Origin of the sequence: Streptomyces roseirectus, from assembly GCF_014489635.1 — a bacterium.
Classification (GTDB): domain Bacteria; phylum Actinomycetota; class Actinomycetes; order Streptomycetales; family Streptomycetaceae; genus Streptomyces; species Streptomyces roseirectus.
In genome coordinates this window covers 569,530-592,059 of record NZ_CP060828.1, presented here as the reverse complement: position 1 = coordinate 592,059, position 22,530 = coordinate 569,530, and the positions used below count along the sequence as shown (strand labels likewise).

Below are 22,530 nucleotides of genomic sequence, written 5' to 3'. Positions count from 1 at the left end.
CGTCAAGAGGTCTCGAACAATGTCCGACCCGTCGAACGACGAGATGCGGCGGGAGAGTTGGCCGGTACGAGCGGCGCGGGCCCACGGGCCGGGGTGCGGAACGGGTGTTCGTTCGTGAAAATCCAGGTGTGACGACGGACGACGAGCTCCTGGCGCGGCTGCGGTCGCTGACCGCCCAGGCGCGGGCGCGGGCCGAGGTGCAGCGCTCCCAGGTGGAGCTGGCCATCGCCCTCCAGCGCGGCATGCTGCCCCGCGACCTGCCCCGCCCGCCACGCGTCCGCCTCGCCGTCCGCTACGAACCCGCCTGCTACGGCCTCAACGTCGGCGGCGACTGGTACGACGCGTTCCTGCTGCCCGACGGGCGGCTCGCCCTGTCCATCGGCGACGTCCAGGGCCACAACATCGAGGCCGCCGCGTTCATGGGCCAGGTCAGGGTCGGCCTGCGCGCCCTCGCCTCCGTCACCAGCGACCCCGGCGACCTCCTCGCCCGCACCAACGACCTCCTCTTCTCCCTCGGCAGCGACCTCTTCGCGACCTGCACCTTCCTGCGCCTCGACCCCGCGACCGGCGTCCTGGAGAGCGCCCGCGCCGGCCACACCCCCTTCGTCCGCGCCACCGCCGACGGCCGCTCCGGCATCGCCGACGACGACCCCGGCCCACCGCTCGGCATCCAGCCCGGCGCCGCGTACCCCGTCTCCCGCCACCACCTCACCAGCGGCGGCGTCTTCGTCCTCCTCACCGACGGCGTCGTCGAAGGCCCCGCCCTGCCCCTCGACGAGGGCCTGGACCACGTCGTGCGCCTCGCCGGCGTCGCCGCCGTGGCCGGCATGAGCACCGAGGCCCTGGCCGCCGCCGTCATCAAGGGCGCGACGAGGGTCGGGCACGAGGACGACGCGGCGGTGCTCGTGGTCGCCCTCGACGAGGAGTGAGGCGCGCGGCCTTGCGTCACGCGCAAACCCCCGGCGCCGGAATTCAGCCGAAAGGCCCGCCCCCGGCCCCCTCACCTGGCCGACCCGTCCCGCCCGGTGTCTGATGGCACCTGTGGTGGCCTCCTCGACGTTGCGCAGGGCGGCTGTCCTCGCCCTCCGGACGGTGGCCGTCGCCGCCTGCTACTACGGGGCCGGACGGCTGGGCCTGCTGCGCCGCCTCACCGTCGAGGACACGGTCTTCACGCCCGTCTGGCCCCCGACCGGCGTCGCTCTGACCTGCCTGCTGATCGTCGGCCTACGAGCCTGGGCCGGCATCGCGCTGGGCTGCTTCTTCGTGATCCTCCACCTCTCCGGCGACGGCCTGCACCCCTCGATGCTCGCCAACCTCGCCGGCAACACCCTCGCCCCCGTCTGCGCCTACCTCCTGCTGCGCCGCGTCGGCTTCCGCACCGACCTCACCCGCCTGCGCGACGGCGTCGCCCTCGTCTTCCTCGCCGCCCTCACCGCGATGCTGATCAGCTCCACCACCGGCGCCGGCACCGCCGTCCTCACCGGCGCCCTCCCCGCCGACGGCTTCTGGCCGGTGTGGGTCGCCTGGTGGGTCGGCGACGCGATGGGCGTACTGATCGTCACGCCGCTGCTGCTCACCCTCTACCGCGCCCGCCGGCCCTTCCTGGCGCGCGCCCGCTGGAAGGAGGCCGTCGCGCTCGCGGGGACCGCCTGCGTCATCGTCCCCGTGGCCACCCACAACCACGTCAACATGCTGTTCCTGACCTACCCGGTGCTGATCTGGGCGGCGCTCAGGTTCGAGCTGGCCGGGAGCATGCTGTGCGTGCTGTTCGCGTCCGTGCTGGCGACGGTCGCCGCGACGAACGGGGTCGGCCCCTTCGACGGGCTCACCCACGTCGAGGTCATGCTCAAACTCCAGGCGTTCAACGGGGCCACCGCCCTCACCGCGCTCCTGCTGTCCGCCGTCATCACCGAGCAGCGCAACACCCGGCGCTCCGTGGAACGCGCCTGCGAGGAGCTGGCCGAGGTCCTGGAACACCTCACGGCGTCCGACCGCACCTACCCGCCCGACCGCTCCAGCAAGTGATCCACGGCCTCCACGACGTCCGCCACGCTGTGGTGCGGCACGTCCAGGCCGTCCGGCCACGCCCGCCCCCGCACCCAGATCGCCCGCAGCCCTGCCCCACGGCCGCCCGCGATGTCCTTCACCGGATCGTCCCCGGTCATCCAGTCCCCGGCGGTCAGCTGCGTCCCGCACCGCGCCGCCGCCAGCTCGAACAGGCGTGCGTCCGGCTTGCGCACGTCGATGTCCCCGGACGCCGCGATGCCGTCCACGAGGTCCGCGAGGCCCGCCGAGCGGATCTTCGCGCGCTGGAGGTCCGACGAGCCGTTCGTCACGACGCCCACGCTCCAGCCCCGCTCCCGCAGCCGGCCCAGGCTCTCCAGCACCGCCGGACGGCACACCACCGACGCCGCCATCCGGTCCACGTACACCCGCCACAGGTGCTCGGCCGACTCCGTCACCCCGAACCGCTCCGGCAGCCGGCCCAGCACGTCCCTGCCGCCGTGCTCCGCCAGTTCCGCGAGCAGCCACTCCGCCACCTCCGGCCGGTACCCGTGGTCCCGGCACAGCCCGGCGACGGTGGCGGAGAGGGCGGCGGCACGGTCGACGAGGGTGCCGTCGAGATCGAAGAGGGCGAGACGCATGAAACGACCTTAACCGCAGGTCAGTTGGCGGCGGGATAGAGTTTCGTGATCTTGCCCTGGGAGTCGGCGACGAGGTGTCCGGAACCGCCGTACGCGTCGGAGAGGTAGGCGTTGAAGGTGACGGGCGTGTCGAAGACCTTGTTGGGCGCGCTCACCAGCAGGTAGCGGAGTTCGGGCTCGGGGACGTTCAGTTTCCGGTCGGCCTCGGCGAACAGCGCGGGCACCTTGTCCCAGGCGAACCCGTCCGTGGTGAAGGGCGTGGAGTTGGGGAAGATGTTCCGCTTGATGACGCCTTCCTTCGCCCCCTGGCCCGGCCGGTACGTGTACGACTCGGTCTTGGTGTCGCTGCCGTTCACCATCACCTCTGCCGTGACGTAGTCCGGGTACACCCCGATCGAACCGAAGCGGTCGCGCCCCGTCTTCTCCTCGATCGCCGCGAGCGCTGTCTTGATGCCCTGCGGGGTGAGCAGACTGCCGCTCTCCGCTGAGGCGGAGACCGACGGTGTCGGTGTCGCGGACGGTCCGGCCGTCCCGGTGTCGCCCCGCAGCGGCAGGAAGTTCCATGCCAGCACCCCGGCGAGTGCCACCCCCGCCCCCGGCAGGACCACGGCGGGCCACCGGCGCTGCCGCCGTACGGGCGCGTCGGGGACGGTCGTCGCCGGGAGTGGTGCGGGTGGCTGGAGGCGGTAGGACGTCGTCGTCGGCCGGTGCTGGCCCTCCGCCGCCTCCGTCAGGAGCCGTTCCACCGCCTGTGCCGTCGGCCGGGCGGACGGGTCGCGGTCGAGGAGGCGGACCAGGAGTCCCGTGAGGGGGCCGGCGTGGGCCGGGGGCGGTATGTCCTCGCTGAGGACCGCCGCGAGCGTCGCCAGCGTCGTCCCCCTGCGGAGCGGGTGGTGGCCCTCGACGGCCGTGTAGAGCATCATGCCGAGGGACCACAGGTCGGAGGCGGGGCCGCCGGACTGGCCGGAGACCCGCTCGGGCGCCATGTAGTCGGGCGTGCCGATGAGGGAGCCGGTCGCGGTGAGCGCGGTCGCCTCGCGGATCGCGGCGATGCCGAAGTCGGTGAGGACGGGCCGCCCGTCGGGGCGCAGGAGGACGTTGGCGGGCTTGACGTCGCGGTGCTGGATCCCGGCGTCGTGCGCGGCGCGCAGCGCGGACAGCACGCCGAGCCCGAGCCGCGCGGCCCGCGCCGGGTCCATCGGCCCCTCGGCGAGCCGGTCGGCGAGGGAGCCGCCGGGCACCAGTTCCATGACGATCCAGGGGTAGGTGCCGTCGCCCTCGTCGACGATGTGGTGGATCGTGACGACGCCGGGGTGGTCGAGCCGGGCCAGCGCCCGCGCCTCGCGCAGCACCCGCTGCCTGAGGTGGTGCGCGGCCTCGGGGTCGTACTCGGCGAGGTCGGGGTCCGAGGGCCGGACCTCCTTCACCGCGACCTCGCGCCGCAGCACGAGGTCGGTCGCCCGCCACACGAGCCCCATGCCGCCCCCGCCGAGCCGCGCCTCCAGCCGGAAGCGCCCGTCGACCACCCGTCTGACCGCGTCGTTCATGCGCGGAGCATAGGACACCGCCGATCGTGTGCCCCGCGCGCGGGGTGGCCCGGGTCACATGGACCTGTGCGGTCGGCGCCGACACCATGGGTGCCGACACCGGCAGGCTGAAGGGATCCAGGATGTTCCGCAAGGTGCTGGTCGCCAACCGAGGCGAGATCGCGATCCGGGCGTTCCGCGCCGGGTACGAGCTGGGCGCGCGGACGGTCGCCGTGTTCCCGCACGAGGACCGCAACTCGCTGCACCGCCTCAAGGCCGACGAGGCGTACGAGATCGGCGAACCCGGCCACCCGGTGCGCGCGTACCTGTCGGTCGAGGAGATCGTCGCCGCCGCCCGGCGCGCGGGAGCCGACGCCGTCTACCCCGGGTACGGCTTCCTCTCGGAGAACCCGGAGCTGGCGCGCGCGTGCGAGGAGGCCGGGATCACGTTCGTCGGCCCCGACGCCCGCACCCTGGAGCTGACCGGCAACAAGGCGAGCGCGGTGGCCGCCGCCCGCGCGGCCGGCGTCCCGGTCCTCGGCTCGTCCCAGCCCTCGAACGACGTCGACGAACTGGTGGCGGCGGCCGGGGAGATCGGCTTCCCGGTGTTCGTGAAGGCCGTCGCGGGCGGCGGCGGGCGCGGCATGCGGCGCGTCGAGGACCCGGCGGCGCTGCGCGAGTCCATCGAGGCGGCCTCCCGCGAGGCGGCGTCCGCGTTCGGCGACCCGACCGTCTTCCTGGAGAAGGCCGTCGTCGACCCCCGCCACATCGAGGTGCAGATCCTCGCCGACGGGCAGGGCGGTGTCATCCACCTGTACGAACGCGACTGTTCGGTGCAGCGGCGCCACCAGAAGGTCATCGAGCTGGCCCCCGCCCCGAACCTGGACCCGGAGCTGCGGGACCGGATCTGCGCCGACGCCGTCCGGTTCGCCCGCGAGATCGGCTACCGCAACGCGGGCACCGTCGAGTTCCTGCTCGACCGGGACGGCAACCACGTCTTCATCGAGATGAACCCGCGCATCCAGGTCGAGCACACGGTCACCGAGGAGGTCACCGACGTCGACCTCGTGCAGTCCCAGCTCCGCATCGCCGCCGGGGAGTCGCTGGCCGATCTCGGGCTCTCCCAGGACACGGTGAAGCTGCGCGGCGCGGCCCTCCAGTGCCGGATCACCACCGAGGACCCCGCCAACGGCTTCCGCCCCGACACCGGCCGCATCAGCGCCTACCGTTCACCGGGTGGTTCAGGCATCCGGCTGGACGGCGGGACGACCCACGCCGGTACGGAGATCAGCGCCCACTTCGACTCGATGCTCGTCAAACTCACCTGCCGGGGACGGGACTTCAGGTCGGCGATCGGCCGCGCCCGGCGCGCGGTCGCCGAGTTCCGCATCCGGGGCGTCGCCACCAACATCCCGTTCCTGCAAGCGGTCCTGGACGACGCCGACTTCCAGGCGGGCCGCGTCACCACGTCGTTCATCGAGCAGCGCCCCCACCTGCTGACCGCGCGCACCTCCGCCGACCGGGGCACCAAGCTCCTCACCTACCTCGCCGACGTCACCGTCAACAAGCCGCACGGCGAACGCCCCGCCCTCCTCGACCCGTTGGCGAAGCTGCCGCGCACGCCCGAGGGAGAGCCCCCGGCCGGTTCCCGGCAGCGGCTGATCGAGCTGGGCCCGGAAGGCTTCGCCCGCTGGATGCGCGAGAACCCGCGCCTGGGCGTCACCGACACGACGTTCCGCGACGCCCACCAGTCCCTGCTGGCCACCCGCGTGCGCACCAAGGACCTCCTCGCCTCCGCGCCGCTCGTCGCCCGCACCCTGCCCGACCTGCTGTCCCTGGAGTGCTGGGGCGGCGCGACCTACGACGTGGCGCTCAGGTTCCTCGCCGAGGACCCGTGGGAGCGGCTGGCGGCCCTCAGGGAGGCCGTGCCGAACATCTGCCTCCAGATGCTGCTGCGGGGCCGCAACACCGTCGGCTACACGCCCTACCCGACCGAGGTCACCGACGCGTTCGTGGAGGAGGCCGCCGCCACCGGCATCGACATCTTCCGCATCTTCGACGCCCTCAACGACGTCGACCAGATGCGGCCCGCCATCGACGCCGTGCGCCGCACCGGCACCGCCGTCGCCGAGGTCGCCCTCTGCTACACCGCCGACTTGTCCGACCCCGGCGAACGGCTCTACACCCTCGACTACTACCTGCGGCTCGCCGAGAAGATCGTCGACGCGGGGGCGCACGTCCTCGCCGTGAAGGACATGGCGGGGCTGCTGCGGGCGCCGGCCGCCGCGACCCTGGTCGGCGCGCTGCGCCGGGAGTTCGGGCTGCCGGTGCACCTGCACACGCACGACACGGCGGGCGGCCAGCTCGCGACGTACCTCGCGGCGATCGGGGCCGGGGTCGACGCGGTCGACGGGGCGGTGGCGTCCATGGCCGGGACGACGTCGCAGCCGTCGCTGTCCGCGATCGTCGCCGCGACCGACCACGCGGAGCGCACGACCGGGCTCGACCTCCAGGCCGTCGGCGACCTGGAGCCGTACTGGGAGAGCGTGCGGCGGGTGTACGCGCCGTTCGAGGCGGGGCTCGCCGCGCCGACCGGGCGGGTCTACCACCACGAGATCCCCGGCGGGCAGCTCTCCAACCTGCGCACGCAGGCCGTCGCGCTGGGGCTCGGGGACCGGTTCGAGGAGATCGAGTCGATGTACGCCGCCGCCGACCGGATCCTGGGGCGGCTGGTCAAGGTCACGCCGTCGTCGAAGGTGGTCGGCGACCTCGCCCTGCACCTCGTCGGCGCCGGGGTCGCGCCCGAGGACTTCGAGGAGACGCCGGACCGGTTCGACATCCCCGACTCGGTGATCGGGTTCCTGCGCGGTGAACTCGGCACGCCGCCCGGCGGCTGGCCCGAGCCGTTCCGCACGCGCGCCCTCCAGGGCCGGCCGGCCGCGCGGCCCGTCCAGGAGCTGACCGTCGAGGACCGCGAGGGGCTGGAGAAGCACCGCCGGGCCACCCTCAACCGGCTCCTGTTCCCCGGCCCGACCCGCGACTTCGAGACCCACCGGCAGGCGTACGGCGACACCAGCGTCCTCGACAGCAAGGACTTCTTCTACGGGCTGCGGCCCGGCCAGGAGTACGCCGTCGACCTGGAACCGGGCGTGCGGCTCCTCATCGAGCTCCAGGCGATCGGCGAGGCCGACGAACGCGGCATGCGGACGGTCATGGCCGGCCTCAACGGGCAGCTCCGCCCGATCCAGGTCCGCGACCGCTCCGCCGCCTCGGACGTCCCGGCCACGGAGAAGGCCGACCGCTCCGACCCCGGGCACGTCGCGGCGCCGTTCGCCGGAGTGGTCACGCTGGCCGTCTCGGAGGGCGACGAGGTGACCGCCGGGGCGACCGTCGCCACCATCGAGGCGATGAAGATGGAGGCGACGATCACCGCACCGGCCGCGGGCCGCGTGACCCGGCTCGCGATCAACCGGATCCAGCAGGTGGAGGGCGGCGACCTGCTGGTCGAGGTGCGCTGAACGCAGTCGCCGAGCGGGGGGCCGGGGACGGACCCGGCCCCCGGCCCGCACCGGCACAGGGCGGGGACAGGGCGCGGACAGCACCGACCCCAGGTTCCCCTCCACCGTCCTGACGAGGGAGGATGTCCCCCAACCAGGGAACGAACCGATGCGGAGGAACCATCCATGCGGCACGAGCGAGCGGGTAAGCCGGCCGGAGCCGAGGACCTTGTCGACGTGGCCCGGCTGGTCACCGCGTACTACGCGCTGCACCCGGATCCGGCGGAGGTCGGGCAGCGGGTCGCCTTCGGGACCTCGGGGCACCGGGGCTCGGCGCTGAACACGGCGTTCAACGAGGACCACATCGCCGCCACCAGCCAGGCCATCGTCGAGTACCGCACCGCGCAGGGCACCGACGGCCCGCTCTTCCTCGGCGCCGACACCCACGCCCTGTCCGAGCCCGCCAAGGTCACCGCCCTGGAGGTGTTCGCCGCGAACGGCGTCACCGTCCTGATCGACAGTGCCGACGGCTACACCCCCACCCCGGCCGTCTCCCACGCGATCCTCGCCCACAACAAGGGCCGTACGACCGGCCTCGCGGACGGTGTCGTCGTCACCCCCTCGCACAACCCGCCCGCCGACGGCGGCTTCAAGTACAACCCCCCGTCCGGCGGCCCCGCCGCCTCCGACGCCACCTCGTGGATCCAGGACCGGGCCAACGAGATCATCGCGGCCGGCCTGAAGGACGTCCGCCGCCTCCCGTACACGCGGGCGCTGGCCGCCGAGACGACCGGGCGGTACGACTTCCTCGGCACGTACGTCGCCGACCTGCCGAGTGTTCTCGACCTGGACGCGATCCGCGCGGCCGGGGTGCGCATCGGGGCCGACCCGCTCGGCGGGGCGTCCGTCGCCTACTGGGGGCGCATCGCCGAACAGCACCGGCTGGACCTGACGGTCGTCAACCCGCACACGGACCCGACCTGGCGGTTCATGACGCTGGACTGGGACGGCCAGATCCGCATGGACTGCTCCTCCCCGGACGCGATGGCCTCCCTCATCGCGCAGCGCGACCGCTTCGACATCGCGACCGGCAACGACGCCGACTCCGACCGGCACGGCATCGTCACCCCCGACGCCGGGCTGATGAACCCCAACCACTACCTCGCCGTCGCCATCGACCACCTCTACCGCCACCGCGCCGACTGGCCCGCCGGCGCCGGGATCGGCAAGACCCTGGTCTCCTCGTCGATGATCGACCGCGTCGCGGCCGGCCTCGGCCGCACCCTCGTCGAAGTCCCCGTCGGCTTCAAGTGGTTCGTGGACGGCCTGGTCGGCGCGACCCTCGGCTTCGGCGGTGAGGAGTCGGCCGGCGCGTCCTTCCTGCGCCGCGACGGCTCGGTGTGGACCACAGACAAGGACGGCATCATCCTCGCGCTGCTCGCCTCCGAGATCACCGCCGTCACCGGGAAGACGCCCTCGCAGCTGTACGCGGGGCTCACCGAGAAGTTCGGCGCCCCCGCCTACGCCCGCATCGACGCGCCCGCCTCCCGCGAGGAGAAGGCGCTGCTGGCGAAGCTGTCGCCGGCCCAGGTGACCGCGCGCACCCTCGCCGGTGAGGACGTCACGAGCGTCCTCACCGAGGCGCCCGGCAACGGGGCCGCGCTCGGCGGCATCAAGGTGTCCACCGCCAACGCCTGGTTCGCGGCCCGCCCTTCGGGCACCGAGGACGTCTACAAGATCTACGCCGAGTCCTTCCACGGGCCCGACCACCTCGCCCAGGTCCAGGAGGAGGCGCGGACGGTCGTGCGGGGTGCGCTCGGCGGCTAGCACCCGAGAGCGGCTGGCGCCCGATATGGGTGTCGCCCCCGATACCGGGGGCCGCCTCCGGAATGGCAGGGTGACGGAAGGCCCGGGGAGACCGGACCCGGGTCGTCCACCCCTGCCGTTCAAGGAGGACAGCCCATCCACTCCCCACGCGCAGTACGCCCCCGTCCCCACGCACGCCGGCGGGAGGTGACCCATGGGACACGCTGACTCGCTGCTGGCCCTCGGCGGAGCCTTCCTCGCCGCCGCCGTCCTCGCCCGGCTCGGCAACAGGTTCGGGCTGCCCACCATCCCGCTCTTCACCCTCGCCGGAATCCTGCTCGGCCCGCACACACCGGGGCTGGTGCTCGTGCGGGACTCGCACGACTTCGAGATGCTCTCCGCCCTCGGACTCGTCCTCCTGCTCTTCTACCTCGGCCTCGAATTCCACGTCGACGACCTCAAGAACGGCGGCCGGCGGCTGCTCCTCGCGGGCGGCAGCTACCTCGTGCTGAACGTCGGCGCGGGACTCGCCTTCGGGTTCGGGCTCGGCTGGGGCGCGCGGGAGGCGCTGGTGCTCGCGGGGGTCCTCGGGATCTCGTCGTCCGCGATCGTCACGAAGATCCTCATCGACCTCGGGCGCATCGGACGGCCCGGGACGAAGATCGTGCTCGGCGTCATCGTCGTCGAGGACATCTTCCTCGCGCTGTACCTGGCCGTCCTGCAGCCCGTCATCAGCGGCGCGCAGGGCGGGCTGGAGATCGCCTGGCAGGTCGCCAAGGCGTTCGGGTTCCTCCTGCTGCTGGCCACCGCCGCGCGCTACGGCACCCGCCTGGTCGCCCGGCTGATCCACGTCCGGGACGACGAACTCCTCGTCATCAGCTTCCTCGGGGCCGCCGTCTTCGTCGCCGGGGTCTCCGAGTACCTGGGGGTCGCCGACGCGATCGGCGCGTTCATGGTCGGCCTCATCCTCGGCGCGACGCCCTCCGGGCCCCGGATCCGCCGGCTCGTGCATCCGCTGCGGGACGCGTTCGCCGCGATCTTCTTCTTCGCGTTCGGACTCGCCATCGACCCCGGCGACTTCGCGGCCGTCGCGCTGCCCGTCGCCGTCGCCGTGGTCCTCACGCTCGCCATGAACATCGCCGCCGGGCTCGTCGTGGCGCGGCTGTACGGCTACCGGGTCCGTGAGGCGCTGCTCATCGCGACGACGCTGCTCGCGCGCGGCGAGTTCGCGCTGATCCTCGCCGCGATGGCCGCGAACGCCGGACTCGACAGCAGGCTCTCGCCGTTCATCGCCGGGTACGTCCTCGTGCTGGCCGTGCTCGGGCCGCTCGCGGCGGGACGTGTGCACAGTGGTGGCGAACCTGAGGAGAAGGGCGCCGCGACGACTGACGATCGTGCACCGGCGGAAGAACTCAAGCAGAGCGAGGAACGCAAGGAAGAGGTGAGGGCCCCCGTCACCGCCCCCGACCGGTGACGGCCCCGCACAGGAAGGGCCCCGCACGGGCCCGGACGGGAGGACCCGTGTCCGACACCGACAACGACCGCCTCCGAGCCCTGTCGTCCGCGACCGAACGCGACGACGCCCGCTTCGCCCGCGCCCTCGCCGAGGGCCAGCCGGAACGCCCCCGCGAGTACCGCCGCGCACGCGCCTGGTGGGCCCTCGGCGGGGCCGGCGCCCTGCTCCTCGCCGGCATCGTCCTGCCCGACGGGCTGCTGCTGGCGACGGGGCTGGTGGCGGCGGGGATGGCGGCGACCCTGTTCGATCCGCACCGGAGACATCCGGGGGACAGAGGACGGTGAGCGGGGGCACGGGGCGGCCCGTCGGGGAAAGGCGGTGCCTGGCGCGTGGGCTCGTGCGGCCCGCGGTGAACGGGCCTGCGCAAGGCGGCCGTTCACGCCGGCCGGGGACGTCCCGGGGGAATACGGCGGCGCCGAGAACACGTCCGCGCGGCCGGGGCGTGCGGGCGGCGTCCGCCGGGCTCGGGACGGCCGGGCGAGGGAGCGCGGGGCCGGCGGTCCTGCCGGGTGGGCGCTGTGGCGGGGCGTTCGCGGGCTGAACGTCCGGGCTTGTCCGTGCGTACCACCCCGTGTACGCAACCCCGTTCGAGCCCGGAGCCATCGCCGTGCCCCACACCGTCCGAGGCGTCGCCGCTGTCGCCCTGCTGTTCCTGCTGACCGCCTGCGGGGGAGGGGAGGGCGAGCCCGCCGCGCAGGCGTCCGAGACGGCCGGACCGGCCGCCGTGCAGGTCGTCGCGCCCGCCAAGGTCGAGGTCATCGCGGGGCTGACGGGGTGCACGGCCGCCCTCCGCATCCAGGCGGCCGAGTTGCGGGAGGGGAGCTGCCGGACGGCGCAGGGGGACTACATCATCACGACGTTCCCCAAGGAGACGCTGAAGGACACCTGGCTGGACGCGGCGGCCGTCTACGGGGGGACCTACCTCGTCGGCCCCCAGTGGGCCGTCGGCGGGAAGGCCGAGGTCCTGAAGAGGCTTCAGCCGTCGATCGGCGGCGAGCTGGTGAAGCTCACCGGGAGCGGGCCGAGCCCGGTACCCACCGGGACATGAGGAAAGGGGCCCCGGGACGACGAATCCCAGGGGCCCCTTCACCGTGTCCGGGTCAGCTCACGCGGGCGATGCGCCAGCGCTGGTTGGCACCGGAGTTGGCGAGCCAGGTGGTGACGGCGGCACCCTCCTCGGTCGACTGCCCGCCGACCTCCAGAAGACGGCCCGTCTCGGCGTTGACCAGGGTCCACGTGCCGTCGCCCGTGGTGGACAGGATCCACTCGGTCGCCGGGTCACGCCTGCCGGTGTCGGGCTCGATCACCGGCACGTTGTTCCGGACGGCCAGGCGCTTGCCCTCGGCCGGGTTGGCGAAGACGTACCGCAGACGGTTGCCCGTCGTGCCGTACACCTGCTCAAGACGCCACTGCTGGGCGACCGCCCCGCTCGCCGAGTTGATGGTCAGTCCGGTGCCGTTCGCGGCGACCGTCACCGCCTTGTTGGACTGCACGCCGGTCAGCGTGTACGCCTTGCCCTTGCTGAACAGGCTCGCGTCCTTCGCGACCCCGGAGACGCCCTTGACGGCGAACGACGTCACCGACTGCGCGGGCACCGTGAACGACGCCTTGCCGTCGACGACCTTCACCGCGGCCTGCTTGACCAGCTTGCCCGCCGCGTCGGTGACGGTCGGCGTGACCGTCGCCCGGCGGTCGATCTTGCCGAAGCGCGACAGGTCGATGACGACGGTACGCGGCGCGGTCGTCGAGTTGACGTGGACGAGCGAGGCGCCCTTGCCGTCCTTGGTCACCGCGGCGGCGCTGGACGTGTCGTCCACCTTGATCAGGCTGTCACCGGGCTTGATGAAGTGCGTGAAGTTGCGCGCCGTGTCGAACTTGGTGTTCGTGTAGATCGGGCACGACTTCAGCGTGTCCTTCGAGGTGCAGCTGAACGGCAGCTGGATCGAACCCCAGTTGCCGCCCTTGGCGGACTCGCCGCCCGGCTTCATGTTGTCGTAGTCCTCGACCGGCTGCCAGAACACCCACGCCTTGGGCTCCAGTTCGCGCAGGTCGTTGACGATCTGCTGGGCCAGACCGAGACCCGGACGCATGTCCGTGAAGCTCTGCCCGTCGCCCCAGTCGCCCTCGACCTCGCTCATCCACAGCGGCTTGTCGGCCGCCTTGGCGAGGTCACGCGCCGTCGTGCGCTGCCCGGTGCCGTAGGTGTGGACGTTCAGCTGCCCGACGAGGTCCTTGGACGCCTGCGAGTAGGAGTTCCAGTTCGTCGCGAACAGACCGGGGTTGGTCTCGTCCATCGCCGATATCTCGGCGCCGACCTTGGCCTTCTTCAGCGCGGGGGCGAGCGCCGCGAGGACCTTCTCCTGCATGGCGGGCCCGATGTGCGCGCCCTCCTGACGGCCGCCCACCGGCTGGCCGTTCGCGTCCAGACGCGTGCCCCAGTAGCCGGTGTTGGGCTCGTTGAACGGGTCGACCGTGTCGACCTTGATCCCGGAGGACTTCTCCAGTCGCTTCGTCGCCCCCGCGAGGTAGGCGGCGAAGTCGTTGACCGAACTCTCCTTCAGCTGCTCGTCGTTGGCGTTGAAACCGCCCGACACGTAGCCGCTGACCGTCATGAACCACGGCGGCGAGTTGGAGAACGCCTCCCAGTGGGTGATGTCCTTCTTGATCCGGTCGACCCACCAGCGCTGCGTCTGGTCGGCCTTGTCGTTCCAGTCGGCCGGGTCGTCCGCGCTCCACCAGTCGGTGTCGGTACGGGTGGTGCCCGCCGGGGCCTTCCACCAGCCCTCGACCGCGCCGCCGGCCCTCAAGTAGTCCTTCACATCGGGGGCGTTGCCGCCGCCGATGTTGTAACGCGCGATGTTCAGCGCGAGACCGTCGTCGCCGAACAGGAGCTTCGCGAGCTTCTCGCGGATCTCCTTCGGGTAGTCGCCGGTCGCGTTCGCGAACCACACCAGGCTGGTGCCCCAGCCCTCGAACGAGTCGTGCTTGTACGACGGATCCGGCTGGACGGTGACGGTCGGGGTGACCGTGTCGGCCTGCGCGAGCGGCGCCGGGATCGTGAGCAGTGCCGCTCCGGTCGCCAGCGCCGTCATCGACGCGGTCGCGAGCGACCGTCTGCCGCGGGTGAGTCGTGCCATCGTGTGCTCCCAGCTTCATAGGTGGAAACGCTGCGGTGGCCCTCCCGCCGGACGGGCAGGAGGGGGTGACCCCGGGCGGACGGACACACGCCGCCCGGGGAGTCGAGGATGTGGGGGGATATCGGGGGGTCAGGCCAACGGGCGGCGGACGACGGTCACTTCACGCGGACCGAGCACCAGGTCGCCGTACAGCACCTCACCGGCGAACCCGCTCACGTCGACCGTGTCGTCCGTGCGGTTCACGAGGAACAGGAACTTCTCCGTGGCACCCTTGCGCACGGTCAGCTCCACGCGCCCGCGCGCCTGCTCGGGCAGTTCGCTCTCCACGCCGGCGGGCGCGAGCAGCTTCGGCAGCAGCGCCGTCAGCCCCTGCACGCCGAGCCGCGTCGACACGTACGCCGCCGAACCCCCGCCCGCCGCACGGCGGGTGACCGCTGGGCGCCCGGACTGGTTGCCGGACTCGTAGCGGGCCAGGACCTCGGTGGAGTCGTCGGCCAGGGTGATGCGGTCGGTCCACAGGGTGCCGGTCGTGCCGTCGTCCAGCGCGACCGACTCGCCCGCGAGCAGCGGGCCGAACTCCTCGACGCGGATGCCGAGCAGATCGCGCAGCGCGCCGGGGTAACCGCCCAGCCAGATGTGGTCGTTCTCGTCGACGACCGCCGAGAAGTACGTGGCGATCAGGTGGCCGCCCTGCTCGGCGTACCGGGTCAGCTCCTTCGCCAGCTCGGCCGGCATGACGTGCAGGACCGGGGTGATCAGCACGTCGTAGCGGGAGAAGTCGGCGCGCTTGGTGATCAGGTCGGCGCGCACGCCGAGCGCGAGGAGCGCCGAGTACCAGTCCAGGCCCTCCTGGCGGTACTTCAGGAGCTCGGTGGGGTGCGAGTCCTGCTCGCTCGCCCACCACGAGTCCCAGTCGAAGACGATGCCGACGCGCGCGGACTCACGGTCCGAACCGGCCACCGGGGCCAGGGCCTTGAGGGTCGCGCCGAGCGCGGCGACCGCCCGGAAGACCTCGCTGTCCGCACCCGCGTGCGGGACCATCGCCGAGTGGTACTTCTCGGCGCCCGCCGCCGACTGCCGCCACTGGAAGTAGCAGACGGCGTCCGCGCCGTGCGCCACGTGCAGCAGCGCGTCGCGCGCCAGCTCGCCGGGGCGCTTGGCGACGTTCACGGGCTGCCAGTTCACGGCGCTCGTGGAGTGCTCCATCAGGAACCACGGCTTGCCGCCCGCGATGCCGCTCGTCAGGTTCGCGGAGAACGACAGCTCGTCGCGCGACTGCGGGCCGGGGTGCACGTAGTGGTCGTTGGAGACGAAGTCGATCTCCGCCGCCCAGTCCGCGTAGTCCATGCCCTTCGTCTCGCCCATCACCATGAAGTTCGTGGTGACGGGGACGTCCGGGGTGATCTCCTTCAGGATGTCGCGCTCGGCGCGCAGGTAGTCCTTCAGGACGTCGGAGGAGAACCGCTTGAAGTCGAGCTGCTGCGTCGGGTTCGGGTGCGAGGCCGCCAGACGCGGCGGCAGGATCTGCTCCCAGTCGGTGTAGCGCTGCGACCAGAACGCCGTGCCCCACGCGTGGTTGAGGGCGTCCAGCGTGCCGTAGCGGGCGCGCAGCCAGTCCCGGAAGGCGCGCGCGGCGTCGTCCGAGTAGTCGTAGACGTTGTGGCAGCCCAGCTCGTTGGAGACGTGCCAGGCGACCAGCGCCGGGTGGTCCTTGTAGCGGTCGGCCATCGCGCGCACCAGGCGCAGGGCGTGCTCGCGGAAGACGGGGGAGGTGGGCCGCCAGTGCTGGCGGGCGCCCGGCCACAGGGTCTCGCCGGTCTGCGTGACCGGCAGGATCTCCGGGTGGGCCGTCGTCAGCCACGGCGGCGGGGACGCCGTCGCGGTGGCGAGGTCGACGCCTATGCCGCCCGCGTGCAGCAGGTCCATGACCTCGTCCAGCCAGCCGAAGTCCCAGCTGTCGGGGCCGGGCTGCAGGCGCGCCCAGGAGAAGATCGCCACGGAGACGACGTTGACGCCCGCCTCCCGCATCAGGCGGATGTCCTCCTCCCACACCTCCCGGGGCCACTGCTCGGGGTTGTAGTCGGCGCCGTAGCCGAAGCGGGGGGCGAGGTCACCGTCCGCCCCGCGGACGGCGCGGGTGTGGAGGGTGGAGATCATGGCGGTCCTTCCCAAGGGTGGTGCACGGGGGCGGCGCGGCAACAGGGCCGCGCCGCCCGGTCGTTCGGGTACTGCTCGGCGTGAGCTACTTCTCGATCGTGAAGCCCTGCTCGTTGCCGTACTTCACCGAGGCGTCCTGCCACGCCTTCAGGCCCTGCGCCAGCGTCGTCGAGGAGACGTACGCCTTGCCGACGGTGTCGTTGAAGATCGAGTTGGCGTACGGCTGGAACGGAAGGTACTTCCAGTCGCTCGCCACGTTCGCCGCGGACTCGGCGAAGATCTTGTTGGCCTCCTGGCCGCCGAAGTAGTCGAACTTCTTCGCCTGGAACGCCGGGGACTCCAGCTCCGCCTTGGTGGCGGGGAAGGCGCCCTCGGAGACACGGGTGGCGACACCGGCGCCGGAGTTCGCGTACTCGACGAACGCGTACGCCAGCTCCTTGTTCTTCGCCAGCGACGGAACGGTCAGCGAGCTGCCGCCGTTCTCCGCGCTCGCCTTGTCACCCTTGGTCCACGCCGGCATGGCCGCGGCACGCCACTGGCCCTTCGCGCCGGGGACACCGGTGACGAAGTTCGCGGGCATCCAGGCGCCCGTCGCGAGGGTCGCGATGGTGCCGTCGCCGAGGCCCTTGTACCAGTCGTCGGTCCAGCCGGTGACCGGGGCGAGCAGCTTCTCGTTGATCAGCGTCTGCCAGACCGTCTCGAACTTCTTCGCGCCCGCGTCGTCGAAGTTGATGCCGACCTTGGTGCCGTCGACCTTGTACGGGCGCGAGCCGGCCTGCCACAGCATCGACGTGGTGAAGCCCGCGTCGCCCGTGTCGTTGGCGATGTACGCCTTCGGGTCGGCCTTGTGCAGCTTGCGGGCCGCGTCCAGGTACTCGTCCCACGTGGTCGGGACGGCGATCTTGTACTTGTCGAAGACCTGCTTGTTGTAGAACAGGGCCATCGGGCCCGAGTCCATCGGCAGACCCCAGACCTTGGAGTCGTCGCTGACGGCGTTCCACGGGCCCGGCGTGTACTTCGACGCGAGCTTGTCGGCGCCGAACTTCGACAGGTCGGTGAGGCCCTTGGTGAGCGAGTACTGGCCGACGGCGAAGTACTCGACCTGGGCGACGTCCGGGACGCCCTTGCCGGCCGAGATCGCGTTCGACAGCGCCGTGTAGTGCTTGTCGCCGGAGCGCTCGCCGACCAGGTTGACCTTGACCTTCGGGTACTTCTTCTGGAAGTCGGCGGCCACGGTCTTCAGCGTGGGCTCCCAGGCCCAGACCGTGATGTCGCCGCCCTTGTCCAGGGCCGCCTGGAGGTCCCCGGCGGAGACGGCCTTCTGCTCCGAGTCGCCGTCCGAGCTGCCGCAGGCGGTGGCGCCGACGGCCAGGACGGAGACGAGGGCGACGCCGCGAAGGACACGGCTCGTTGTTCTGCGCATGGTGCTTCCACTTCTTCGTGGGTGGGACAGGTGAGGGTGGGGGTGGTGCGTGGTGCGTGTTGCGTGGGGTCTTAGGGGGGTTATTCCTTGACGCTTCCGGCCGAGAGGCCGGACTGCCAGTACTTCTGGAGGAGGAGGAACACGGCGATCAGCGGCAGGATCGTCAGCAGCGAACCGGTGATCACCAGGTTGAAGATCACGTCACCGCCGATCGTCTGCGCCTGCGCGCTCCAGGAACTGAGCCCCAGCGTGAGCGGGTACCAGTCCGGGTCCTTCAGCATGATCAGGGGCAGGAAGTAGTTGTTCCACGTGGCGACCGTCGTGAACAGCAGCACCGTCACGATGCCCGGCGCCAGCAGCGGCAGCGCGACCTGGAAGAAGGTCCGCACCTCCCCGGCCCCGTCCATGCGGGCCGCTTCCAGCAGCTCCGTCGGGATCGCCTCGGCCGCGAACACCCACATCAGGTAGAGGCCGAACGGCGACACCAGCGACGGGATGATCACCGCCCAGGGCGTGTCGGTCAGGCCCATCTTGCTGAACATGAGGAACGTCGGGACCGCGAGCGCCGTCCCCGGCACCGCGACCGCGCCGATCACGACGGCGAAGATGCCCTTCTTGCCGGGGAAGTCGAACTTCGCCAGCGCGTACCCGCCGAGCACCGCGAGCAGTGTCGCCCCGCCCGCGCCGAGCACCACGTACAGCAGGGTGTTCAGCAGCCAGCGGCCGAAGATGCCGTCGTGGTAGGTGAACGTGTCGCTGATGTTGCTCCACAGCGCGAAGTGCTTCGCGAACCACAGGCCGTTGGAGTCGGCCAGCCCGTCCTGGGTCTTGGTGGCGCTGATGATCAGCCAGATCAGCGGGACGACGGTGTAGAGCACCATCAGGGCCATCAGGCCGGTCAGCAGCTTGCTGCGGCGCGGCTTGCCGGGCACGTACGCCTTGCGCGGGGTGCGCAGCTTCGGCGCGCTCTTCGCGGGGGCGGGGGTGGTGACAGAGGTGGTCATCGCTTGTCACGCTCCCTTGCGCATGCCGCGCAGCTGGACGACGTAGGCGACGACCATGGTGATGAGACCCATGATGATCGCGACCGTCGCGGAGTAGTTGTGCTGCTGGCCGTTGAACGACAGCGAGTACGTGTAGAAGTTCGGCGTGTAGTCCGTCGTCAGCGCGTTCGGCGCGAGCGGACGCAGGATGCTCGGCTCGTTGAAGAGCTGGAAGCTGCCGATGATCGAGAAGATCGTCGCGATGACGATCGAGCCCCGGATCGCGGGCAGCTTGATCGAGCGGACGATCCGCCACTGGCTCGCGCCGTCGATCTCCGCCGCCTCGTACAGCGAGGTCGGGATGACCCGCAGCGCCGAGTAGAAGATCAGCATGTTGTAGCCGACGAACTCCCAGGTCACGATGTTGCCGATGGAGGCCAGCACCCAGTCGGGGGAGAGGAGGTTCGGCAGCGTTACGCCGAACGCGTCGTTGATGTCCCGGACCAGGCCGTACTTCGTGCCGTACATGAAGCCCCACATCAGGGTGGCGACCACCGCGGGGACCGCGTACGGCAGGAAGATCGTGATCCGGAAGAAGCTCTTGCCGTACAGCCGGCCGCTGTCCAGCGCGAGGGCGACCAGCAGGGCGATGCCGAGCATGATCGGCACCTGGATCAGCAGGAAGAGCCCGACCCGGGCCAGGGAGTCCCAGAACTGGGAGTCCTGGAGCGCCTGGGTGTAGTTGTCGAGGCCGACGAAGTGGTTCCCGCCGATGAGCTGGTCACGGAAGAGACTCAGGTAGATCGAGTACGCGATCGGTGCCAGGAAGACGAGAGCGAACACGGCCACGAACGGACCGATGAACCCCCAGCCGGTCCAGGAACGGCGGTCCTTCTTCGCCGGTGGCGGTGCCGGCCGCGGCTCGGCGGCGGCCGGCGGTTGCAGCGTCTTCATGATCGATCCTCGCTCGTCCACTCATGGAACCCGCGACGCCTCACGGTTCCCTGTGCTGCGCCGCCTCGATGTTTACGTAAACATCAGCCAGCAAAAAAAGAGACCTGAGCTGTTATGTTTACGTAAACATCTGATGGCGGCATGTCTACACTCCTCGGATGACGCAGGTCAAGGGTCTTCGGGGGAGATCGTGGTCGACGTGGTGAGAGAAGAGGTCGGGGGTTGAAAATGGACACGACACACAGCATCCCGGCACAGGGTTCCGCGCCTGCCGGGACTAGGGGCAGCAGGCGTACCAGCGTGTCGATGGCCGACGTCGCCCGCGTCGCCGGGGTGTCCTCCCAGACTGTCTCCCGCGTCTCCAACGGCTACGCGGGCGTCACCGAGGAGACGCGCCGGCAAGTCCTCGACGCCATGCGCGAGTTGGGCTACCGGCCGAACAGTGCCGCGCGCGCCCTGAAGCGTGGCGAGTTCCGCACGCTCGGCGTCATCACCTTCTCCCTCGCCTCGACCGGGAACGTCCGCACCCTGGAGGCGATCGCCAACTCGGCCGCCGCCGAAGGGTACGCGGTGACCCTGCTCCCGGTGGCCGTCCCGACCCAGGACGAGGTGCGCGGCGCCTTCACCCGGCTCGAGGAACTCGCCGTCGACGCGGTGATCGTCATCATGGAGGTGCACCTCCTCGACGCGGCGACGATCAACCTGCCGCCGTACGTCCAGGTCGTGGTCGCCGACTCCGATGCCGGGGAGCGGTACACCGTCGTCGACACCGACCAGGCCGGGGGGACCAGGACCGCCGTCCAGCATCTGCTCGGGCTCGGACATGAAACCGTATGGCACCTCGCCGGGCCCGAGGACTCCTACGCCGCGCAGCGCCGGACCGACGCCTGGCGGGACACGCTCACCAAGGCGGGGCGGCCGGTGCCGCCGCTGGTCAGCGGGGACTGGTCCGCCGAGTCCGGGTACCGGGCGGGGCTCGAACTCGCCGAGCGCGACGACTGCACGGCCGTCTTCGCGGCCAACGACCAGATGGCGCTGGGGCTGCTGCGGGCGCTGCACGAACGCGGGCGGCGGGTGCCGGAGGACGTCAGCGTCATCGGGTTCGACGACATCCCGGAGGCGTCCTCGTTCCTGCCTCCGCTGACCACGCTGCATCAGGACTTCGCCGAGGTGGGGCGGCTGTGCGTGCGGGCGGTGCTGCGGAAGATGCGGCATGACGGGCCTGCGCACGGGACGACGCTGGTACCGACGCGGCTCGTGGTGCGGGAGAGTACGGCTCCGCCGCCGGGGCGGTGAAAGTCGGTATGGGGGGCATATGAGGCGATGATGTGATGATCATGTGTGCACGGCGTGGTTGAATGGTGAAGAACTGGTCAAGTGGCTTGTTTCAGACCCATGGAGAGAGGCGTCGGCACCGTGACCGCCACCCTGTCGGAGTTCCACTACGGCCTCGTGACCCCCGTCGCCGCCTATGTCATGGCGTGCGTCGGCTCGGTCCTGGCGCTGCGGTGCACCACCCGCTCGCTGCGCCGCACCGGCGGTGAGCGTCGCTGGGGCTGGCTCGCCCTCGGGGCGGTCTCGCTCGGGTGCGGGATCTGGACCATGCACTTCATCGCCATGATCGGCTTCACCGTCAACGGTGCCCTCATGCGCTACGACGCCGCGCTCACGATCCTCAGCCTCCTCGTCGCGATCGCCGTCGTCGCCGTCGGTGTCTTCCTCGTCGGCTACCGGGGTTCCGGTGCCGTCAATCTCGCCCTCGCGGGCACCGTGACCGGGTTCGGTGTCGCCGTGATGCACTACATGGGCATGGGGGCGCTGCGGCTCAACGGGGAGCTGCGCTATGACACCGGGATCGTGGCGCTGTCCGTCGCCATCGCCGTCGTCGCCGCGACCGCCGCGCTCTGGGCGGCCGTCTCCATCAGCGCCGTGTGGGCGACGATGGGGGCGAGTCTCGTCATGGGGGCCGCCGTGTCCGTCATGCACTACACCGGGATGTCGGCCGTCAGCGTGCATGTCGGCCACGGGGCCGTGGGCGGGCAGTCGTCGGCCGATCTGCTGTCCTTCATGCTCGTGATGCTCGCCGGGCCGCTGGTGCTGCTGCTGATCGCCGGGGTGATCGTGATGTTCGATCCCGAGGTCGTGATGGGGCGGACGGAGTGGGACGAGGAGCGGACGTCGGTTTCGCGGGAGTCGGTGGGGAGCGCGGGGGCGTTCGACTGGCGGTGAGCGGTCGGCGATCGGCGCCGGGTGGTCAGCGGAGTGCCGCTTCGACCAGGCCGCGGACCTCGTCCTCGTATACGTCCCCGCCGCTGACGAGGCGGTCGAAGACGAGGCCGTCGACGCAGGTCAGCAAGGTGATCGTGCGGTCCTCCGGGTCCGTGACGCCCTGGGCGGCGAGGAAGTCTCGCGCCGCCTGGCGGGCGGGGTTCTCGCGGGGGCGGAGGATGTCGCGCAGTTCGGGGTGGTGGACGCTCTCGATGGCGCAGGCGTAGCGGGCGAGGGAGCGGCGCCGGCCCTCGCCGGTGAGGCGGCGGGTGGTGAGGGCGAGGAGGCCGGCGATCATCTCCTCGGCGTCGCGCAAGGCGGGGAGCGTGTCGCCGACGGCGCGCAGTTCCGCCTGGTCCAGGGCGACCAGACGGCTGACCAGCGCCGTGAGCAGGGACTGCCGGGTGCGGAAGTAGGCCGAGGTGGTGCCGGGCGGCAGGCCGGCCTCGCGGTCCACGGCGCGGTGGGTGAGGCCGCGTACGCCGCTGTCGGCGAGTACGGCGATGGCGGCGTCGGCGAGGAGGGTGCGGCGGTCGGTGGACACGCCGCATTTTCGCATCCCCGGGTTCTACAGGTGTAGAAGGCTGCGGTACGGTCCTTCTACATCTGTAGAAGGGG

Annotated in this window: 17 protein-coding genes; 9 read left to right on the top strand and 8 right to left on the bottom strand. The window is 71.5% G+C overall.

Going from position 1 to position 22,530, the window contains the following annotated elements; translation table 11 throughout:
- Positions 1–128: 128 nt before the first annotated feature.
- Together IAG44_RS02220 and IAG44_RS02215 are read left to right on the top strand one after the other, a co-directional pair.
- Positions 129–929, top strand: a complete 801-nt coding sequence (locus IAG44_RS02220; protein ID WP_187745444.1) for a PP2C family protein-serine/threonine phosphatase — start codon at positions 129–131, stop codon at positions 927–929.
- Positions 930–1,032: 103 nt separating this feature from the next.
- Positions 1,033–2,025, top strand: coding sequence for an MASE1 domain-containing protein (locus tag IAG44_RS02215; protein WP_187745443.1), 993 nt, complete (start codon positions 1,033–1,035; stop codon positions 2,023–2,025).
- Here IAG44_RS02215 and IAG44_RS02210 read toward each other — a convergent pair.
- Positions 1,998–2,645 (bottom strand): HAD family hydrolase, encoded by a 648-nt coding sequence (locus tag IAG44_RS02210; protein ID WP_187745442.1) that lies wholly within the window; start codon positions 2,643–2,645, stop codon positions 1,998–2,000. The genes IAG44_RS02215 and IAG44_RS02210 overlap by 28 nt on opposite strands.
- Positions 2,646–2,665: 20 nt before the next feature.
- The gene (locus tag IAG44_RS02205; protein WP_187745441.1) at positions 2,666–4,192 is read right to left on the bottom strand and encodes a serine/threonine-protein kinase; all 1,527 of its coding nucleotides are present in this window, start codon (positions 4,190–4,192) and stop codon (positions 2,666–2,668) included.
- A gap of 122 nt (positions 4,193–4,314) precedes the next feature.
- Here IAG44_RS02205 and IAG44_RS02200 point away from each other — a divergent pair, with 122 nt between their 5' ends.
- The 5 genes from IAG44_RS02200 (at position 4,315) to IAG44_RS02180 (ending at position 12,038) form a co-directional block, all read left to right on the top strand.
- Positions 4,315–7,689: a pyruvate carboxylase gene (locus tag IAG44_RS02200; protein WP_187745440.1), complete on the top strand. Its 3,375-nt coding sequence runs from the start codon at positions 4,315–4,317 to the stop codon at positions 7,687–7,689.
- A gap of 165 nt (positions 7,690–7,854) precedes the next feature.
- Complete coding sequence (pgm, locus tag IAG44_RS02195) at positions 7,855–9,495, top strand: phosphoglucomutase (alpha-D-glucose-1,6-bisphosphate-dependent) (protein WP_187745439.1); 1,641 nt, start codon at positions 7,855–7,857, stop codon at positions 9,493–9,495.
- Between the two features lie 193 nt (positions 9,496–9,688).
- Positions 9,689–10,948: a cation:proton antiporter gene (locus IAG44_RS02190; RefSeq protein WP_187745438.1), complete on the top strand. Its 1,260-nt coding sequence runs from the start codon at positions 9,689–9,691 to the stop codon at positions 10,946–10,948.
- 47 nt (positions 10,949–10,995) lie between these two features.
- Positions 10,996–11,274: a DUF3040 domain-containing protein gene (locus IAG44_RS02185; protein ID WP_187745437.1), complete on the top strand. Its 279-nt coding sequence runs from the start codon at positions 10,996–10,998 to the stop codon at positions 11,272–11,274.
- A gap of 323 nt (positions 11,275–11,597) precedes the next feature.
- On the top strand, positions 11,598–12,038 hold the full coding sequence (locus IAG44_RS02180; protein WP_187745436.1) for a hypothetical protein: 441 nt from the start codon (positions 11,598–11,600) through the stop codon (positions 12,036–12,038).
- A 52-nt stretch (positions 12,039–12,090) separates the two neighbouring features.
- Here IAG44_RS02180 and IAG44_RS02175 read toward each other — a convergent pair whose 3' ends face one another.
- The 5 genes from IAG44_RS02175 to IAG44_RS02155 form a co-directional block, all read right to left on the bottom strand.
- Entirely contained in the window at positions 12,091–14,127 is a 2,037-nt protein-coding gene (locus tag IAG44_RS02175) for an RICIN domain-containing protein (protein ID WP_187745435.1), read from the bottom strand.
- A 129-nt stretch (positions 14,128–14,256) separates the two neighbouring features.
- A complete protein-coding gene (locus IAG44_RS02170) occupies positions 14,257–16,284 on the bottom strand; it encodes a beta-galactosidase (RefSeq protein WP_187745434.1) in 2,028 nt (675 codons plus the stop codon).
- Between the two features lie 85 nt (positions 16,285–16,369).
- Positions 16,370–17,707, bottom strand: a complete 1,338-nt coding sequence (locus tag IAG44_RS02165; RefSeq protein ID WP_187745433.1) for an ABC transporter substrate-binding protein — start codon at positions 17,705–17,707, stop codon at positions 16,370–16,372.
- Between the two features lie 80 nt (positions 17,708–17,787).
- Positions 17,788–18,711, bottom strand: coding sequence for a carbohydrate ABC transporter permease (locus IAG44_RS02160; RefSeq protein ID WP_187745432.1), 924 nt, complete (start codon positions 18,709–18,711; stop codon positions 17,788–17,790).
- A gap of 6 nt (positions 18,712–18,717) precedes the next feature.
- Positions 18,718–19,644, bottom strand: coding sequence for a carbohydrate ABC transporter permease (locus tag IAG44_RS02155; protein WP_187745431.1), 927 nt, complete (start codon positions 19,642–19,644; stop codon positions 18,718–18,720).
- A gap of 306 nt (positions 19,645–19,950) precedes the next feature.
- Between IAG44_RS02155 and IAG44_RS02150 the strand changes: the two genes are divergently transcribed.
- Positions 19,951–20,940, top strand: a complete 990-nt coding sequence (locus IAG44_RS02150) for a LacI family DNA-binding transcriptional regulator (protein ID WP_187745430.1) — start codon at positions 19,951–19,953, stop codon at positions 20,938–20,940.
- Positions 20,941–21,060: 120 nt separating this feature from the next.
- Positions 21,061–21,873 (top strand): MHYT domain-containing protein, encoded by an 813-nt coding sequence (locus tag IAG44_RS02145; protein WP_187745429.1) that lies wholly within the window; start codon positions 21,061–21,063, stop codon positions 21,871–21,873.
- A gap of 25 nt (positions 21,874–21,898) precedes the next feature.
- Here IAG44_RS02145 and IAG44_RS02140 read toward each other — a convergent pair whose 3' ends face one another.
- The gene (locus tag IAG44_RS02140) at positions 21,899–22,456 is read right to left on the bottom strand and encodes a TetR/AcrR family transcriptional regulator (protein WP_187745428.1); all 558 of its coding nucleotides are present in this window, start codon (positions 22,454–22,456) and stop codon (positions 21,899–21,901) included.
- Positions 22,457–22,530 lie beyond the last annotated feature (74 nt).

Bases quoted from the DNA above. Each gene is read 5' to 3' on its own strand.
- IAG44_RS02215 (WP_187745443.1), top strand. From the start codon at position 1,033: ATGGCACCTGTGGTGGCCTCCTCGACGTTGCGCAGGGCGGCTGTCCTC.
- IAG44_RS02210 (WP_187745442.1), bottom strand. From the start codon at position 2,645: ATGCGTCTCGCCCTCTTCGATCTCGACGGCACCCTCGTCGACCGTGCC.
- IAG44_RS02205 (WP_187745441.1), bottom strand. From the start codon at position 4,192: ATGAACGACGCGGTCAGACGGGTGGTCGACGGGCGCTTCCGGCTGGAG.
- IAG44_RS02200 (WP_187745440.1), top strand. From the start codon at position 4,315: ATGTTCCGCAAGGTGCTGGTCGCCAACCGAGGCGAGATCGCGATCCGG.
- pgm (WP_187745439.1), top strand. From the start codon at position 7,855: ATGCGGCACGAGCGAGCGGGTAAGCCGGCCGGAGCCGAGGACCTTGTC.
- IAG44_RS02190 (WP_187745438.1), top strand. From the start codon at position 9,689: ATGGGACACGCTGACTCGCTGCTGGCCCTCGGCGGAGCCTTCCTCGCC.
- IAG44_RS02175 (WP_187745435.1), bottom strand. From the start codon at position 14,127: ATGGCACGACTCACCCGCGGCAGACGGTCGCTCGCGACCGCGTCGATG.
- IAG44_RS02170 (WP_187745434.1), bottom strand. From the start codon at position 16,284: ATGATCTCCACCCTCCACACCCGCGCCGTCCGCGGGGCGGACGGTGAC.
- IAG44_RS02165 (WP_187745433.1), bottom strand. From the start codon at position 17,707: ATGCGCAGAACAACGAGCCGTGTCCTTCGCGGCGTCGCCCTCGTCTCC.
- IAG44_RS02160 (WP_187745432.1), bottom strand. From the start codon at position 18,711: ATGACCACCTCTGTCACCACCCCCGCCCCCGCGAAGAGCGCGCCGAAG.
- IAG44_RS02155 (WP_187745431.1), bottom strand. From the start codon at position 19,644: ATGAAGACGCTGCAACCGCCGGCCGCCGCCGAGCCGCGGCCGGCACCG.
- IAG44_RS02150 (WP_187745430.1), top strand. From the start codon at position 19,951: ATGGCCGACGTCGCCCGCGTCGCCGGGGTGTCCTCCCAGACTGTCTCC.